General features: G+C 32.4%; 11 protein-coding genes and 1 tRNA gene. 5 read left to right on the forward strand and 7 right to left on the reverse strand.

Features of this window, described 5'->3' with window-relative positions; translation table 11 throughout:
- Positions 1 to 25: 25 nt before the first annotated feature.
- The 5 genes from prfA to ACP15M_RS10435 all read right to left on the reverse strand — a co-directional run bounded on the left by prfA (position 26) and on the right by ACP15M_RS10435 (position 6,272).
- Positions 26 to 1,102, reverse strand: coding sequence for a peptide chain release factor 1 (gene prfA, locus ACP15M_RS10415; protein ID WP_425077152.1), 1,077 nt, complete (start codon positions 1,100 to 1,102; stop codon positions 26 to 28).
- 399 nt (positions 1,103 to 1,501) lie between these two features.
- Positions 1,502 to 2,680, reverse strand: a complete 1,179-nt coding sequence (locus tag ACP15M_RS10420) for an AIR synthase related protein (protein ID WP_425077153.1) — start codon at positions 2,678 to 2,680, stop codon at positions 1,502 to 1,504.
- Between the two features lie 37 nt (positions 2,681 to 2,717).
- Positions 2,718 to 3,419: a Curli production assembly/transport component CsgG gene (locus ACP15M_RS10425; RefSeq protein ID WP_425077154.1), complete on the reverse strand. Its 702-nt coding sequence runs from the start codon at positions 3,417 to 3,419 to the stop codon at positions 2,718 to 2,720.
- Between the two features lie 227 nt (positions 3,420 to 3,646).
- A complete protein-coding gene (locus ACP15M_RS10430; protein WP_425077155.1) occupies positions 3,647 to 3,787 on the reverse strand; it encodes a hypothetical protein in 141 nt (46 codons plus the stop codon).
- Positions 3,788 to 4,085: 298 nt separating this feature from the next.
- Complete coding sequence (locus tag ACP15M_RS10435) at positions 4,086 to 6,272, reverse strand: glutamine synthetase III (RefSeq protein WP_425077156.1); 2,187 nt, start codon at positions 6,270 to 6,272, stop codon at positions 4,086 to 4,088.
- A gap of 188 nt (positions 6,273 to 6,460) precedes the next feature.
- Between ACP15M_RS10435 and ACP15M_RS10440 the strand changes: the two genes are divergently transcribed.
- A complete protein-coding gene (locus ACP15M_RS10440) occupies positions 6,461 to 7,474 on the forward strand; it encodes a glutamine synthetase beta-grasp domain-containing protein (protein ID WP_425077157.1) in 1,014 nt (337 codons plus the stop codon).
- A gap of 55 nt (positions 7,475 to 7,529) precedes the next feature.
- On the opposite strand, the gene ACP15M_RS10445 is transcribed toward ACP15M_RS10440, so the two are convergent.
- The gene (locus ACP15M_RS10445) at positions 7,530 to 8,471 is read right to left on the reverse strand and encodes a calcium/sodium antiporter (protein WP_425077158.1); all 942 of its coding nucleotides are present in this window, start codon (positions 8,469 to 8,471) and stop codon (positions 7,530 to 7,532) included.
- Between the two features lie 253 nt (positions 8,472 to 8,724).
- On the opposite strand from ACP15M_RS10445, the gene ACP15M_RS10450 reads away from it, so the two are divergent.
- Together ACP15M_RS10450 and ACP15M_RS10455 are read left to right on the forward strand one after the other, a co-directional pair.
- Positions 8,725 to 9,084 (forward strand): BlaI/MecI/CopY family transcriptional regulator, encoded by a 360-nt coding sequence (locus ACP15M_RS10450; protein WP_425077159.1) that lies wholly within the window; start codon positions 8,725 to 8,727, stop codon positions 9,082 to 9,084.
- A 2-nt stretch (positions 9,085 to 9,086) separates the two neighbouring features.
- Complete coding sequence (locus tag ACP15M_RS10455) at positions 9,087 to 11,264, forward strand: M56 family metallopeptidase (protein ID WP_425077160.1); 2,178 nt, start codon at positions 9,087 to 9,089, stop codon at positions 11,262 to 11,264.
- A gap of 45 nt (positions 11,265 to 11,309) precedes the next feature.
- Here the strand turns inward: ACP15M_RS10455 and ACP15M_RS10460 are convergent, their stop codons facing one another.
- The gene (locus tag ACP15M_RS10460) at positions 11,310 to 13,289 is read right to left on the reverse strand and encodes an endonuclease (RefSeq protein ID WP_425077161.1); all 1,980 of its coding nucleotides are present in this window, start codon (positions 13,287 to 13,289) and stop codon (positions 11,310 to 11,312) included.
- 644 nt (positions 13,290 to 13,933) lie between these two features.
- Between ACP15M_RS10460 and ACP15M_RS10465 the strand changes: the two genes are divergently transcribed.
- Both ACP15M_RS10465 and ACP15M_RS10470 read left to right on the forward strand, forming a co-directional pair.
- Complete coding sequence (locus ACP15M_RS10465; RefSeq protein ID WP_425077162.1) at positions 13,934 to 14,086, forward strand: SsrA-binding protein; 153 nt, start codon at positions 13,934 to 13,936, stop codon at positions 14,084 to 14,086.
- 100 nt (positions 14,087 to 14,186) lie between these two features.
- Positions 14,187 to 14,260 (forward strand) — tRNA-Arg (locus tag ACP15M_RS10470).
- Positions 14,261 to 14,311: the final 51 nt, after the last annotated feature.

Genomic DNA, 14,311 nt, shown 5'->3' on the forward strand with positions numbered 1-14,311 from the left:
AAAAGCCTCAAAATGAGGCTCGTTATTAAATATGTTCGTCGCTTGCTTTTAGTTTTTCAGTGTTTTCAGCAAGTTGTAATTCATCAATAATTTTTTGGATATCTCCATTTACAATATTTTGCAAATCGTATAATGTGAGTCCGATTCTATGGTCAGTGACACGACCTTGCGGATAGTTATACGTTCTAATCTTTGCGCTTCGATCTCCAGAACTTACCATGCTTCCACGTTTGGCTGCATCTTCTTCCTGTTTCTTAGCTAATTCTAAATCATAAAGCCTTGAACGCAATACTTTGAAGGCTTTTTCTTTATTTTTATGCTGCGACTTTTGGTCTTGACATTGCGCTACTAATCCTGTAGGTTCGTGTGTTAAACGCACAGCAGAATAGGTTGTGTTAACTGATTGTCCTCCAGGACCAGAAGAACAGAAAAAGTCGATACGTACATCTTTAGGATCGATTTCGATATCAAATTCTTCAGCTTCAGGAAACACCATACAAGTAGCAGCACTAGTATGCACACGACCTTGGGTTTCGGTTTGAGGCACACGTTGCACACGATGTACACCAGCTTCAAATTTTAATGTTCCGTAGACATCTTCACCAGACACTTCAAACTGAATTTCTTTAAATCCACCATTAGTTCCTTCACTATAATCGACGACATCAACTTTCCATCCTTTGCCTTCGCAATATTTTGTATACATTCTGAATAAATCTCCAGCAAAAATACTAGCCTCATCACCACCTGTTCCAGCTCGTAGTTCTACCACAGCATTTTTAGAATCTTCAGGATCTTTAGGAATTAATAAAAACTTAATTTCATCTTCAAGTTTTGGAATACCATTTTTAGCTTCGTCGTATTGCATTTTAGCCATTTCTACCATTTCAGGATCACTTCCATCAGCAATAATTTCTTCAGCTTCTTGAAGATTATTCGATAATTCGATATATAATTCACGCTTATCCATTAACAAACGTAAATCTTTGTATTCTTTATTCAGTTGTACATAACGCTTTTGATCTGTAATAATATCTGGCTGAATGATTAAATCACTCACCTCATCAAAGCGTTGTTTTATAATCTGTAATTTCTCTAACATCTATCTCTTAAAATTGTGTTTCAAAAGTACAATATTTTATGGATTTTATACCGTTGATTATTTGTTAACAACTCAGAAAAATATTTTTTTAAGTTTTAACGTTATATGTAATATGCGAAAGCAGTTCACCTCCATACTAAACTACTACAAATCAATGGCTTTTTGGTCGTTTTTGGTCACTATAATCATTACGATTATTAATCCAGAATTGATTTTAGCACTAGGCACCAAACTATGCTTAGTGTTCTTATTATGGTTTATGTTAAGCGATAGAAAAATGCGAGAACGTCTTCGTTTTTATCGTATACGAGGTGTATCAAATCTGAAATTTTTCAGTGTGATTTTTTTATTTGACAGCTTTATAACTTGTGCGTTTTTACTTGTAATAAAAGGATTTATCTAATACTCAAACGTTCCAAACTCACTTGTAATTGTTAATTTCTTAGCTTCAGAAGCTTCTACTCGACCTATAATTTGTGCATTAACATTGAAACTTTTTGAAATCGCGATGATGTCGTCTGCAATTTCAGAAGACACATATAATTCCATTCGATGTCCACAGTTAAACACCTGATACATTTCTTTCCAATCGGTTTTAGATTGCTCCTGAATCAATTTAAATAAAGGAGAAATTGGAAACATATTATCTTTTACAATATGTAAATCCTCTATAAAGTGAAGAATTTTTGTTTGCGCTCCACCAGAACAATGTACCATTCCATGTATAGTTTCACTATTATATTTTGAAAGAATTGCTTTTATAATTGGCGCATAAGTTCGAGTTGGTGACAAAACCAGTTTACCAGCATCAATAGGTGAATCATCAACAGCATCAGTTAATTTAGTTTGACCAGAATACACTAAATTTTTAGGAACAGACGCATCAAAACTTTCAGGATACTTTTCGGCTAAATATTTATGAAATACATCGTGACGCGCAGATGTTAATCCGTTACTTCCCATACCTCCATTATATTCGGTTTCGTAAGTTGCTTGTCCGAAACTCTCTAAACCAATAATAACGTCTCCAGCTTTAATATTAGCATTATCGATAACGTCACTTCGTTTCATACGAGCTGTTACTGTAGAGTCTACGATAATTGTTCGCACTAAATCTCCAACATCTGCCGTTTCTCCACCAGTAGAATGAATAGTAACACCAAAGGATTTTAAATCTTGTATTAACTCTTCGGTTCCATTTATGATTGCAGAAATTACGTCACCAGGAATTAAATTTTTATTACGACCAATGGTTGAAGACAGCATGATATTATCGGTAGCACCAACACATAGCAAATCGTCAATATTCATGATGAGTGCATCTTGAGCGATGCCTTTCCAAACTGAAACGTCACCTGTTTCTTTCCAATACATATAAGCTAGCGACGATTTTGTTCCAGCTCCATCAGCATGCATAATTAAGCAATACTCCTCATCGCTGGTTAAATAATCTGGAACAATTTTACAGAAAGCTTTAGGGAACAATCCTTTATCGATATTCTTTATGGCGTTGTGAACATCTTCTTTAGAAGCCGAAACACCACGTTGTGCATAACGTTTACTTATGTCTTCACTCATAATTTATAATTATGACCACAAAAATAAGGATTGTTATTTATTTTTTACCGTAATATTCATCATTTAAAAGATTAGAATCAATAACTGTAGCTTGACCTTTTAATTTTTTGGCTTTTTGAGAAGCACCACCGAAATAAAAGTTAAGACCAACAGCTATTCTAAAATATGTATCATCAGAATCTCCAGCTTCTAAGCCATCTAATTCATCACTAAACACATAATTATAATCTGTATATAATTTTACTCCAAACGTTTCAGAAACAATATACTCAAGTCCACCACCACCTTGAAACTTATTTGCAGTTTCTTTAAAATGGTTAGATGCATTTAAGCCAGCTCCTGCAAAAACAAAAGGTGAAACCTTACTGTGTGGCAGTATAGCAAGTTCGAGATTAATATCAAACGACATAAAGCCTTCATTATAGATGTCGATGTAAGCCAAATTGAATTTATGATAACCAATATCGATTCCTAAATGAGGTGTGATGTGTCTTTTATAACCAAAATGACTGTAAATCTCGAACATAGGATCTACGAAATCTCCATTAATCACAGAAGTTCCTAGCGCGACATCAAACACATTCGTACCTCTTAGGTCGTAAAATTCAGTTTTATATACATCTTTTACTTTGGCTTCACTTTGCTCTTTTGAAGTTTCATCTTGAGCAAATACAATTAAAGGCATTAGACATAATACTAAAACACCAAATGCTTTAAGAAACGATGGTCTTGCTATCATCAATTTTAATATTAATTAAACTTAAATTAATAACAACATAGATGTAATGCTCACAATTTATGGGACAATTGCACTGTAATATAAAAAATTAATTCTCAATAGATTACGACAAACAAACATTTCATCTGCATCCATAAAAAAAGACAAACGAAATAATTGTAATTCGTTTGTCTTTCTAGTCAATAGTGTGTAATCTAAAGACTGTTTCTTTTGTAACTGAAAAGTGTTTACGATTCTGCTTGTAAACGTAATTCTGTCTTTACGACATCATCATGCGTAAGATCCTCATTGACATCTGAAGCGTCATCTTGAGAGAATAGCAATGTAGCAAACATCAAAGCAGCCACACTAAGTAGTAACTTTTTCATTTTTACAAAAATTGATTAATAGCACTACAAACATAATCAATTAAGTCGCTAGGTATATAGTGTTAGCCTCTTTTTCGATTAGCTGTAAAAATAAGGCGTTGAAATACCTCTTTTTTCCTACAAATAGAGTAGAAATACGTACAAAGTTGAACGATTTAAACACAAAAAAAAGCCTGCAAAACAATAGAAATATATGGTTTACAGGCTAATTTAATCAATGCTTTTTTTATTCAGAATCAATTCATTCCTATAAGATTTGAATTAATCGTTTATAAAAAATTTTCTTTCAAAAAACGTACTATTTAGTAAAAAGAAGTTCTCTGTATTTTGTTAAAGGCCAAAGCTCGTCATCTACTAATAACTCTAACTTATCACAATGATATCTAATATCTTCAAACAACGGCTTTACTATATCACAATACGCTTTAGCTTTCTTTTCTAAACCTGAAATTGTATTAGCCTTCTTACGTTCTTCAATCATTTTTGTAACGTTTGAATTAATTCCTTCTATATGATTAGAAATCTGCTCAATAAGGTTAAGTTGTTCTTTAGCAAGTTTTTTAAAAGAAGTTCCGTAAATCTCTTTTAGTCCTTTTACATTATCAATTAATATATTTTGATAACGAACTGCGGTTGGAACCACATGATTTCTAGCGATGTCACCTAGTACACGTCCTTCAATTTGAATTCTCAACATGTACTCTTCAACTTCAATTTCATAACGTGCTTCAGCTTCAATTTTATTCATCACTTTCATCTCTTCAAAAAGCTGAATACTTTTCTTAGACACTTTAGCTTTTAATGCTTCTGGTGTTGTTTTATGATTACTTAAGCCTCGCTTTTTAGCTTCTTTTTCCCATGCTTCTCCATAACCATTACCTTCAAAAAGAATAGGTTTTGACGTTTTTATGTATTCTCTTAACACATTAAAAATAGCGTCATCTTTTTTCATGTCTTTTTTTGAAATCAACGCATCCACTTCCGCTTTAAAATCGACTAACTGCTTAGCAACAATTGTATTTAGCACTGTCATTGGATTGGCACAATTTGCAGTAGAACCTACAGCTCTAAATTCAAATTTATTACCAGTAAAGGCAAAAGGAGACGTTCGGTTTCTATCAGTATTATCAAGCAACACATCAGGTATTTTACCAACAACATTTAATTTTAAATCTGTTTTTTCCTGAGGTGATAATTTACCATTTGTTACATTTTCTAATTCATTTAATGTACGTGTTAATTGTTCTCCAATAAATACCGAAATGATTGCTGGAGGCGCTTCGTTAGCACCTAATCGATGATCGTTACTTGCTGAAGCAATTGCAGCTCTTAACAATTCTTCATTATCATAAACCGCTTTTATCGTATTAATAAAGAAAGTCAAAAACTGAAGGTTACTCATAGGTGTTTTACCTGGACTCAATAAGTTTACTCCAGTATCTGTACCTAAACTCCAATTATTATGCTTTCCAGAACCATTAACACCTGCAAAAGGTTTCTCGTGAAATAACACTTTAAAATTATGGCGTTCAGCTATTTTATCCATCACATCCATTAATAAGGAATTATGATCAACAGCTAAATTAGCTTCCTCGTAAATTGGAGCCAGCTCAAATTGATTTGGTGCAACTTCATTATGTCTTGTTTTTACAGGAATTCCAAGCAACATACATTCCGTTTCCAAATCACGCATGTAAGCCATCGCTCTGTTAGGAATTGTTCCAAAGTAATGATCATCTAATTGCTGACCTTTAGCTGGAGAATGTCCCAGAAGTGTTCTTCCTGTTAATGTAATATCTGGTCTAGACGTAGCCAAACCACTATCAATTAAAAAGTATTCTTGCTCCCAACCTAAGGATGCATTTACTTTTTTAACATTTTTATCAAAATATTTACAAACTGCTACTGCAGCATTATCTACTGCCTGAAGCGCTCTTAATAATGGTGTTTTATAATCTAAAGCTTCTCCTGTATAAGACACAAAAACTGTAGGAATACACAACGTGGTTCCATACACAAAAGCAGGTGATGTTGGATCCCAAGCTGTATAACCTCTAGCTTCAAATGTATTTCTAATGCCTCCATTAGGAAAACTTGATGCATCAGGCTCTTGCTGAACCAGTTGTCCTCCTCCAAATTTTTCAATTGCTAAACCATTTCCTATGGTTTCAAAAAAAGCATCATGTTTTTCTGCAGTAGCTCCAGTTAAAGGTTGAAACCAGTGTGTATAGTGTGTTACTCCTTTTGAAATTGCCCATTCTTTCATTCCTGTTGAAATATGGTCTGCTACAGTTCTATCAATCTTTGATCCTTTTTTTATAGCATCAATCACACTTTCAAACGCTTCTCTTGTCAAATACTGACGCATTACTGATTCACCAAACACGTTAGATCCAAAAATCTCAGATCGTCTAACATCTTCTGAAATGGTAGTTGGTTTGTGATTAAAAACTTCTTTTAACGCATGAAATCTTAAAGTAGACATAATAGGTATGTGTTTTTTATTTTACAGGGCAAAAATAACAATATTTACAAACTAAATAAAATTATCCCTTAAAAAATTAGGGCTTAAACATTTTTAAATAACATTTTATCTAAAATAACCCTATTTTTTTTGACCATTTCGTAAAAATTATAATATTTGCGTTTTAATTTTCAATAAAATCAAACATCATGAGTAAATCAAAATTAGAATACATTTGGTTAGATGGTCACGAACCTACACAAAACATGAGAAGCAAAACTAAAGTTGAAGATAACTTTAGTGGTAAATTAGAAGACTGCGCTATTTGGTCTTTTGATGGATCATCAACAGAACAAGCTGAAGGAGGTGCTTCAGATTGTTTATTAAAGCCTGTAGCAATTTATCCTGATCCTACACGAAAAAATGGATATTTGGTCATGTCTGAAGTATTAAATTCTGATGGCACACCTCATCCTTCAAATGCGAGAGCTACAATTGACGATAACGACAATGATTTTTGGTTTGGTTTTGAACAAGAGTATTTTTTGATGGACACAAAAACAGATTTACCATTAGGTTTTCCTAGAGGTGGATTTCCTGGACCTCAAGGAAAATATTATTGCTCAGTTGGTGGACGCTACACTTGGGGAAGAGATTTTGTTGAAGAGCATGCAGATTTATGTATTGAAGCAGGACTAAACTTTGAAGGCATTAATCAAGAAGTTGCTCCTGGCCAGTGGGAATTTCAATTGTTTGCAAAAGGGGCAAAAAAAGCTGGTGACGAAATTTGGGTTGCTCGTTATTTGTTAGATAGACTTACTGAAAAATATGGTTACTATATTGAATATCATCCAAAACCAGTAAAAGGCGACTGGAATGGCTCTGGAATGCATGCTAATTTCTCTAATACCACATTGAGAACTTGTGGTAGCGAAGAAACTTACAGAAAGATTTGTGAAGCTTTTAGACCAGTTACTGAAGAGCATATTGATGTTTATGGCGCCAATAATGACGAACGTTTAACTGGATTGCACGAAACTGCACATGTTTCTGATTTTTCTTATGGTATTTCAGATAGAGGTGCTTCTATTCGTATTCCAATTATAACTGTTGAGAATGGCTGGAAAGGATGGCTTGAAGATCGTCGTCCTGCTTCAAATGGAGATCCTTACAAAATTGCTGGCCGAATTATAAAAACTGTAAAATCTGCTAATATTAGCTAGAAGAATACATATACTCACCAAAAAACGTCTTCCTATTAAACAGAAGGCGTTTTTTTTATGACTTAAACGCAAAGAAAATAAACAATCCGTAACCAACGACCAGTAATAATCCTTTGTATCTAGAAATATTTAATCGCTTCGGAATAAATATTAACGGAATTAATATCGCAGCAAAAGCTAGCATCCAATAGATATCTCTAGATAAGATGTTTGCATCTGTGACTTCAATCGTTTTTACAATTGACGTTAATCCTAAAACAGAACCTATATTAAAAATATTAGATCCTATTAAATTACCAAGCGATAAGGCTTTTTCTTTTTTAACAGCAGCAATCACGGAAGCTGCTAATTCTGGTACACTTGTACCAATTGCAATTACAGTTGCAGCAATAACTGCATCACTCACTCCTAGAGTTTTAGCTAAATCTTTAGCACCTTCAACCAACCATTCTGAACCAAAATACAATGCAACAGCACCTATTAAAAGCCACATTATGATTTTAAAATTTGAAACCACAGCAAGATTATCATCTACTTCCTCAACAACATCTTCCTTTTTGGCTGCTCTAATCAAAACAAATAAGAACAAAACTAATGCTCCAAATAAAATACAACCTTCTATTGGTGTAAGCTGATTATCATTACTCAAGAAATAGTATAACGCTATAGAAAACAACATCATAACTGGCCAATTGAGCTTATAAAAACTTTTATCGACAGCAATAGAACTTACTAAGGCTGTTATTCCTAGAACCAATCCTATGTTAGCAATATTAGAACCAATAACATTATTAATCGCTATTGCAGGAGAACCAGTTAGCGCAGCGTTTAAACTCACCAATAGTTCTGGAGCAGATGTTGCAAAGCTTACAACTGTCATTCCAATCACCATTTTAGAAATGTTTAACTTAAAAGACAGTGCCACTGAAGATCGCACTAAAAACTCTCCTCCTACAACCAAAAGTATCAATCCTAAGATGATCCAAAGCAAACTCATGTAATCCAATTTTTTGCGAAGATAAATGAAAGTGAAAAGTGAAAAATAAAAAATGAAAGGTTTTTTTTATAAACTTAAAAAATAGTTAAATAACTATAATTGTAGTTGTATAACTATAAAAATAGTTATACATTTGTTTCGCGTTAGGGATTGTAGTAAAAATCCTTTTTATTTTTTAAATAAAAAGATTGTAACGTAAAGCCCGACCATCTCGATTGCAATCGAGATTGGTAACGCTCTAATAAATTTAATTATGCAAAAACTCACCAATAAAGAAGAAGAAATCATGCATATTTTATGGAAGCTCGAAAACGCTTTTGTAAAAGATGTACTAGCCGAAATTAAAGACGACAAACCACACTACAATACTTTATCGACTATAATAAGAAACCTAGAAGATAAAGGTTACGTGAGCTATAATGCTTACGGAAAAACACACCAATATTACCCAATAGTTAGTAAAGAAGTTTACAAAAAACGCTTTATGAACACTGCTATTGAAAGCTATTTTAACAACTCTTATAAAAATGTGGTTTCCTTTTTTGCCAAGGAAGAGAAAATTAGTGTCGAAGAGCTAAAAGAGATTATAGCTTTAATTGAAAACAAGAAATAATTATGGAGTATCTATTAAAATCATCTGCCATCATTTTTATATTCTATGTTTGTTACCAACTTTTTTTGCAACGTGATACTTTTTTTGAATCTAACCGTTGGTTTTTACTTTCTGGATTAATCATGGCTTCTTGTATCGGTTTTATTGTCATTCCGCAATACATCGAATACACTCCAATAACATTGTCTAATGTGGATTTAAGTACAACCACTAATGCGTCGACCACTCCAATTAAAAGTGAACCTTTTAATTACACACAACTCTTATATTGGTGTTATTTTGCTGGTGTTATTTTCTTTATTGGCAGATTATGCATTCAATTATTATCATTGAGAAAACTTTTAAAACATGGTAATACAAGTCGATTTCAAAACTATAACCTTGTGGAATCTAAAGAAGATATCGCACCTTTTTCTTTCTTTAATTTTATTGTTTACAATCCAAATCAGTTTAGTGTTTCAGAATTAAAACACATTATTAATCATGAAAAAGCACATTGTAAACAATTACATTCTATTGATAATATAATCGCTCAACTTGCTTGTATACTGCTATGGTTTAACCCATTTGTATGGCTATACAAAAAAGCGCTTCTTCAAAATTTAGAATTTATAGCAGACCAAAAAGCACAATACATTTCGCCTTGTGAAAAAAGCTACCAAACTGTTTTACTAAAAGCTAGTGTTCAAAATCGTGAATTAGTAGCATTAGCTAATAATTTTTACACATCATTAATCAAAAAACGAATTGTCATGTTACACAAATCAAAGTCAAAAAAATGGAATCAATTAAAACTTTTGATTGTCTTACCTCTATTAGCACTTTTTGTCATGAGTTTCAATATCAAAAAAGTTTATGTTGAAGCTAGTAAAACTGAAGAAACTCTCGTAAAAGAAAACAAAGAAACTATTGAAATCATTATCACAAAAAACACCAGTGACGATGACCTAAAAAGCATTAAAGATACTTTAAAAAGTAAAGGCATTAATTTTATTTATAAGGATGTTAAGCGCAACTCTAATGGTGAGATTATTAGTATAAATACTGAGTTTAATAGTGATAAAAGCTCATCAAATTACAACATATCTGGAAACGAAGGCATTAAACCATTTCGTTTTAAGAGTAGTGATGACAACTTTAGTGTTGGCACTATTGATAAAAACACTTTCATTTTTGAAACTAAAAATGGAAAAGCAAAAGCACAATCAACAAATGGCACAAGCAAAGTAATTGTTATTGATGAAGATAACGAAAACAACTCAACAACAGTTGATGTTAAAGTTATTAATAATGAAAACTCAAATAGTGATTCAGAAAAGAACACTTTTGTATTCGCTTCTAGCAATGAAGATTCTAATGTTTTTATTAATGATTCTGAAGCGCCTCTTTTTATAATTAACGGAAAGGAAGTTGACAAGTCTGTATTTGAAGACGTAGATTCTGATGATATTGAATCGATTTTTATTCTGAAAGATGGTAGCGCTATAAAAAAGTATGGTAAAGCCGGTAAAAATGGTGTGATAGTAATGACGAAAAAGGGAGCGAAAAAGTTAATATCTGAAGATGAAGATACCATTATTACTCGTAAGTCTAAAAAATCATTTGTTATTAAATCTGATGGTAAGAAACCGCTTTATATTTTAGACGGAAAGATCATCAACGAAGAAGATTTTAAAGATGTAAACCCGAATAACATCATTAGCCTAGATGTTTTAAAAGATAAAAACGCAATAAAAACTTATGGTGACAAGGGTAAAAATGGTGTTTTTGTTATCAGTACAAAAAAAGACAGTAAAACAAAAACACTAATTGATGGTGATGTCGTAATTATTAAATCTGAAGAGGATGGTCCCTGGAAAATTGACACAGCTGTTTCTTCAGTTTATGCAATAGATAAAGACAAACACTTCAATGTTATAGAATTTATTATCACTAAAGCGTCGTCAAATGCGTTTCTAGACCAGCAAAAAAATGACCTTAAAAAACATGGCATCGATGCTAAATTCTCAAAAGTGCGTCGCAATAAAGCTGGAGAAATCACTAGCATTAAAATTACTTTAGATGATAATAACGGACGAAAATCTAGTGCTAGTTGGAAAGAAAAAGATCAAGCTATTCCAGATATTGTGATGGGAAAATCTAATGACGATAAACTTTTTATTAGAGCTATAGGAAACTAAAACGAATAAAAAAGCCCAAATTTAAATTTGGGCTTTTTTAACACTCTAATCTATCATAATTTTTTTAACCACTTGTGTATCATCTATACTAAAATGAAGCAAATACATTCCGCTAGATAATTCTAAATCTATAAAAGTTTCGTTTTGTAAATTAAAGCGTTTAATCATGCGACCATCAACTGAAAATACTTCAATTTTAGCATCACTTTGTAAACCTTTAATAAAAACTCGATTAGTCGTTGGATTTGGGTACACATACAACTTATCTAAATCAAATTCAGAAACACCTAAAGGTTGCATCCAAATATCGCCAACATTGGTTCCCCAAATATATTCTACTAAATCAGGATAATCTATAAACGGATTTCGATTAAATTGCCATGTATACACCACATTATTTCGATTCATTTCGTAATCATCTGGAGGATCATTTCTGTGCCAATCTAACAAAGTCGCTAAATCACCTAAAGGTTCATTATTAGTTGTTGGAAATCCGTTAACCACTTGAAGTCCGTTGTATCGTATTTCCATATACAACACACTTCTAGCCACATCACCATAAAAGCTTCCTTGAGTAGCATTAGGACCAGTATATTCTCCATAATGCTGGTTTCCCCTCGAACTATTTTCAGGTCCATCTACAGCTCTTAAAGCATGCGCATCAGAATTCCCATGACGTAATGAATCTGCAGTCGTATTCCAAAAGACATCTCTTCCGTCAGAAATATCATCGTCATCAATATCAAAAAAGCCACCACGAGAACGAGGATACGTGTGTTCCCTATTCCATTTTTCGAAATTATTAGACGTGGTTTGAAAATCTAATTTCGGTCGACCTTGCTCTGTATACACTAACCACACCTGATTGCTGTTTTCAGGATTTTGATCGGCTTCCATTAAAATATCAATCACATCTGCATAGGTTTGCGCTCTTACCACACCTTCTTCAGCAATTATATCTTGTAATGCCTGACGTAATTGTGTATCTGCCAAACCATCTAAACTATCATAATAACCATTAGGCTGTGTACTGCTCACATTTCCGAAGGTAGGATTTAAAGGTGTTCCAAAATTAGCCACAGTAAAATCGTTATCTACGATTCGTATCTCAACATTATCATTAAGCTGTACGTAAGGCACAGGCAAACTTTCAAAACGAATTTTAGCCACCTCGTCACCTTCATCGTCAGCATCATCAACAAGTGTTATCGTAGTAGACGCTGAGTTTTGTCCATTAGCTATGGTAATCATCGTATTTCCAGAAAAATCAGATGCATCAAACCCTTGATTATTTAAAAGAATATTAAAATTCAAATCTTCAGTTAAGGTCGTTTCCGCAGTAAACGTAATATCAAAACTTTCATTTTCGTCATATTGTGTTTGTGCAATATCAATACTAATACCATTGAAAATAATTCCGCTTCCATCATTTAATTGTCTTGGAGTTGGTGTTGTTGATTGATATGAAATATTTCCCATACCATCATCAAAACGCTGAATAGAATTGGTATTATTAGACGAGCCTTCGTTAATTTGTTCTATATCGACAAAATTTGGGTGATCATTAAAGATATCTATCATATCTAAATCATCGCTATCTGATGTATCATAAATCAACACATCAACTAAATTAGTAATGGTAGCAACTGTTTCTTCAGGAAAATCAAAATCGTTAGCCTGATAAATAGCGACAGCATCTGCACCATTCTGAATCACGTTTTCAGAAATTAACAATTGAGGCACAGGTGATACCGAATTACTCCCAATAAGTAGAAGTCCGTTAACATCTGTCACATAACCATCTAAATCAATTGTAAAATAACTTGAGTTCATCCCAGAGGTCGAACCATTAAAAAATACTAACACATAACCATCTAAGGAAAAGTTAGGTGTTTCTGAGAGCAATTCTACAAATTCCATATTGTCGGTTCCAGGAGTATCGCAATCGAGTTCATTGATAACCACTTGAGAAAATAATGGATTTACAACAAAACCAAAGACAATAAAAAGTAATAACGATTTCATTTAATATTGTTTTTAACAAATGTAATCATCCATTTATGTTTTATCGAAGCATTAGATTATTAAATCAATAATTTTAACATAAATAACATCTAAATTATTGGTTTCAAAAAAAAAGACAAGTCTTACTTTTTTTGTTTTAAAAATGACGAAAATGACAAAAAATGCTTTTTTCTAGACAAAATTCCTCTTGGTTAAAAAAAACAACTCAAAAAACGCCCTTGATTTATTGCAAATTATAACACAAAATACATTTTATAATTACAAATAAATACATCTTTTAAGACAGTCACATAAATATCGAAATATATTTCATTTTTTTGATTATAATATCATATTCAATTTCATGAATTTAGTTAAAAACGTTTGGTAATGAGATTCCCAAGGTTATATATTGAAAACTCAATCAAAAAAAACAATCAAATAATTAACCTTTAAAACCAAAACATTATGATGACATTAGCAAAACTTATTATCGATGTAATATTTTCATTTTAATAAAATAACACATTAATAATCAACCAAAAAACAATCAACCAACAATGTAAAGCTTAGTCTAGAATAGGTTTTACATTTTCTTTTAAACATCAATTTGGCAACCACTCCTAAAAGCAGTATTTTTAAACCTCTTTAATATTAAACACTTAATGAAAAAAGAGCTATTTAAAACACTAGCCAAACTTAACAAAGTTATTTTACCAAGTTATACAAAACGACGTTTAGACCTTAGTAAAGCTTCTAAAATTCAATTAGCAATTATTGGATGGCGTGCTTATGTAACCATGCGTGCTTTAGATTAAAAATCACACTTACAATTATAGCGCAAATCATTATCAAATATTTTGAATAATTTTGTTTTGTGTTTCTTCTAAAAAGGAATATATTTGCACCCACAAAATTGGCCACGTGGCGCAACTGAATAGCGCACTTGATTACGGCTCAAGAGGTTGCAGGTTTGAATCCTGCCGTGGTCACTAATAACTCAAAAAAGCAAGCATTATAATGCTTGCTTTTTTATTTTGTGT

The organism is Psychroserpens sp. S379A (genome assembly GCF_049800755.1).
GTDB lineage: Bacteria > Bacteroidota > Bacteroidia > Flavobacteriales > Flavobacteriaceae > Psychroserpens.

What these genes read in the sequence shown, in the direction of transcription:
- ACP15M_RS10440 (WP_425077157.1), top strand. Translation starts at nt 6,461, where the DNA reads ATGAGTAAATCAAAATTAGAATACATTTGGTTAGATGGTCACGAACCT.
- ACP15M_RS10465 (WP_425077162.1), top strand. Translation starts at nt 13,934, where the DNA reads ATGAAAAAAGAGCTATTTAAAACACTAGCCAAACTTAACAAAGTTATT.
- ACP15M_RS10425 (WP_425077154.1), bottom strand. Translation starts at nt 3,419, where the DNA reads ATGATAGCAAGACCATCGTTTCTTAAAGCATTTGGTGTTTTAGTATTA.
- prfA (WP_425077152.1), bottom strand. Translation starts at nt 1,102, where the DNA reads ATGTTAGAGAAATTACAGATTATAAAACAACGCTTTGATGAGGTGAGT.
- ACP15M_RS10455 (WP_425077160.1), top strand. Translation starts at nt 9,087, where the DNA reads ATGGAGTATCTATTAAAATCATCTGCCATCATTTTTATATTCTATGTT.
- ACP15M_RS10460 (WP_425077161.1), bottom strand. Translation starts at nt 13,289, where the DNA reads ATGAAATCGTTATTACTTTTTATTGTCTTTGGTTTTGTTGTAAATCCA.
- ACP15M_RS10445 (WP_425077158.1), bottom strand. Translation starts at nt 8,471, where the DNA reads ATGAGTTTGCTTTGGATCATCTTAGGATTGATACTTTTGGTTGTAGGA.
- ACP15M_RS10450 (WP_425077159.1), top strand. Translation starts at nt 8,725, where the DNA reads ATGCAAAAACTCACCAATAAAGAAGAAGAAATCATGCATATTTTATGG.
- ACP15M_RS10430 (WP_425077155.1), bottom strand. Translation starts at nt 3,787, where the DNA reads ATGAAAAAGTTACTACTTAGTGTGGCTGCTTTGATGTTTGCTACATTG.
- ACP15M_RS10420 (WP_425077153.1), bottom strand. Translation starts at nt 2,680, where the DNA reads ATGAGTGAAGACATAAGTAAACGTTATGCACAACGTGGTGTTTCGGCT.
- ACP15M_RS10435 (WP_425077156.1), bottom strand. Translation starts at nt 6,272, where the DNA reads ATGTCTACTTTAAGATTTCATGCGTTAAAAGAAGTTTTTAATCACAAA.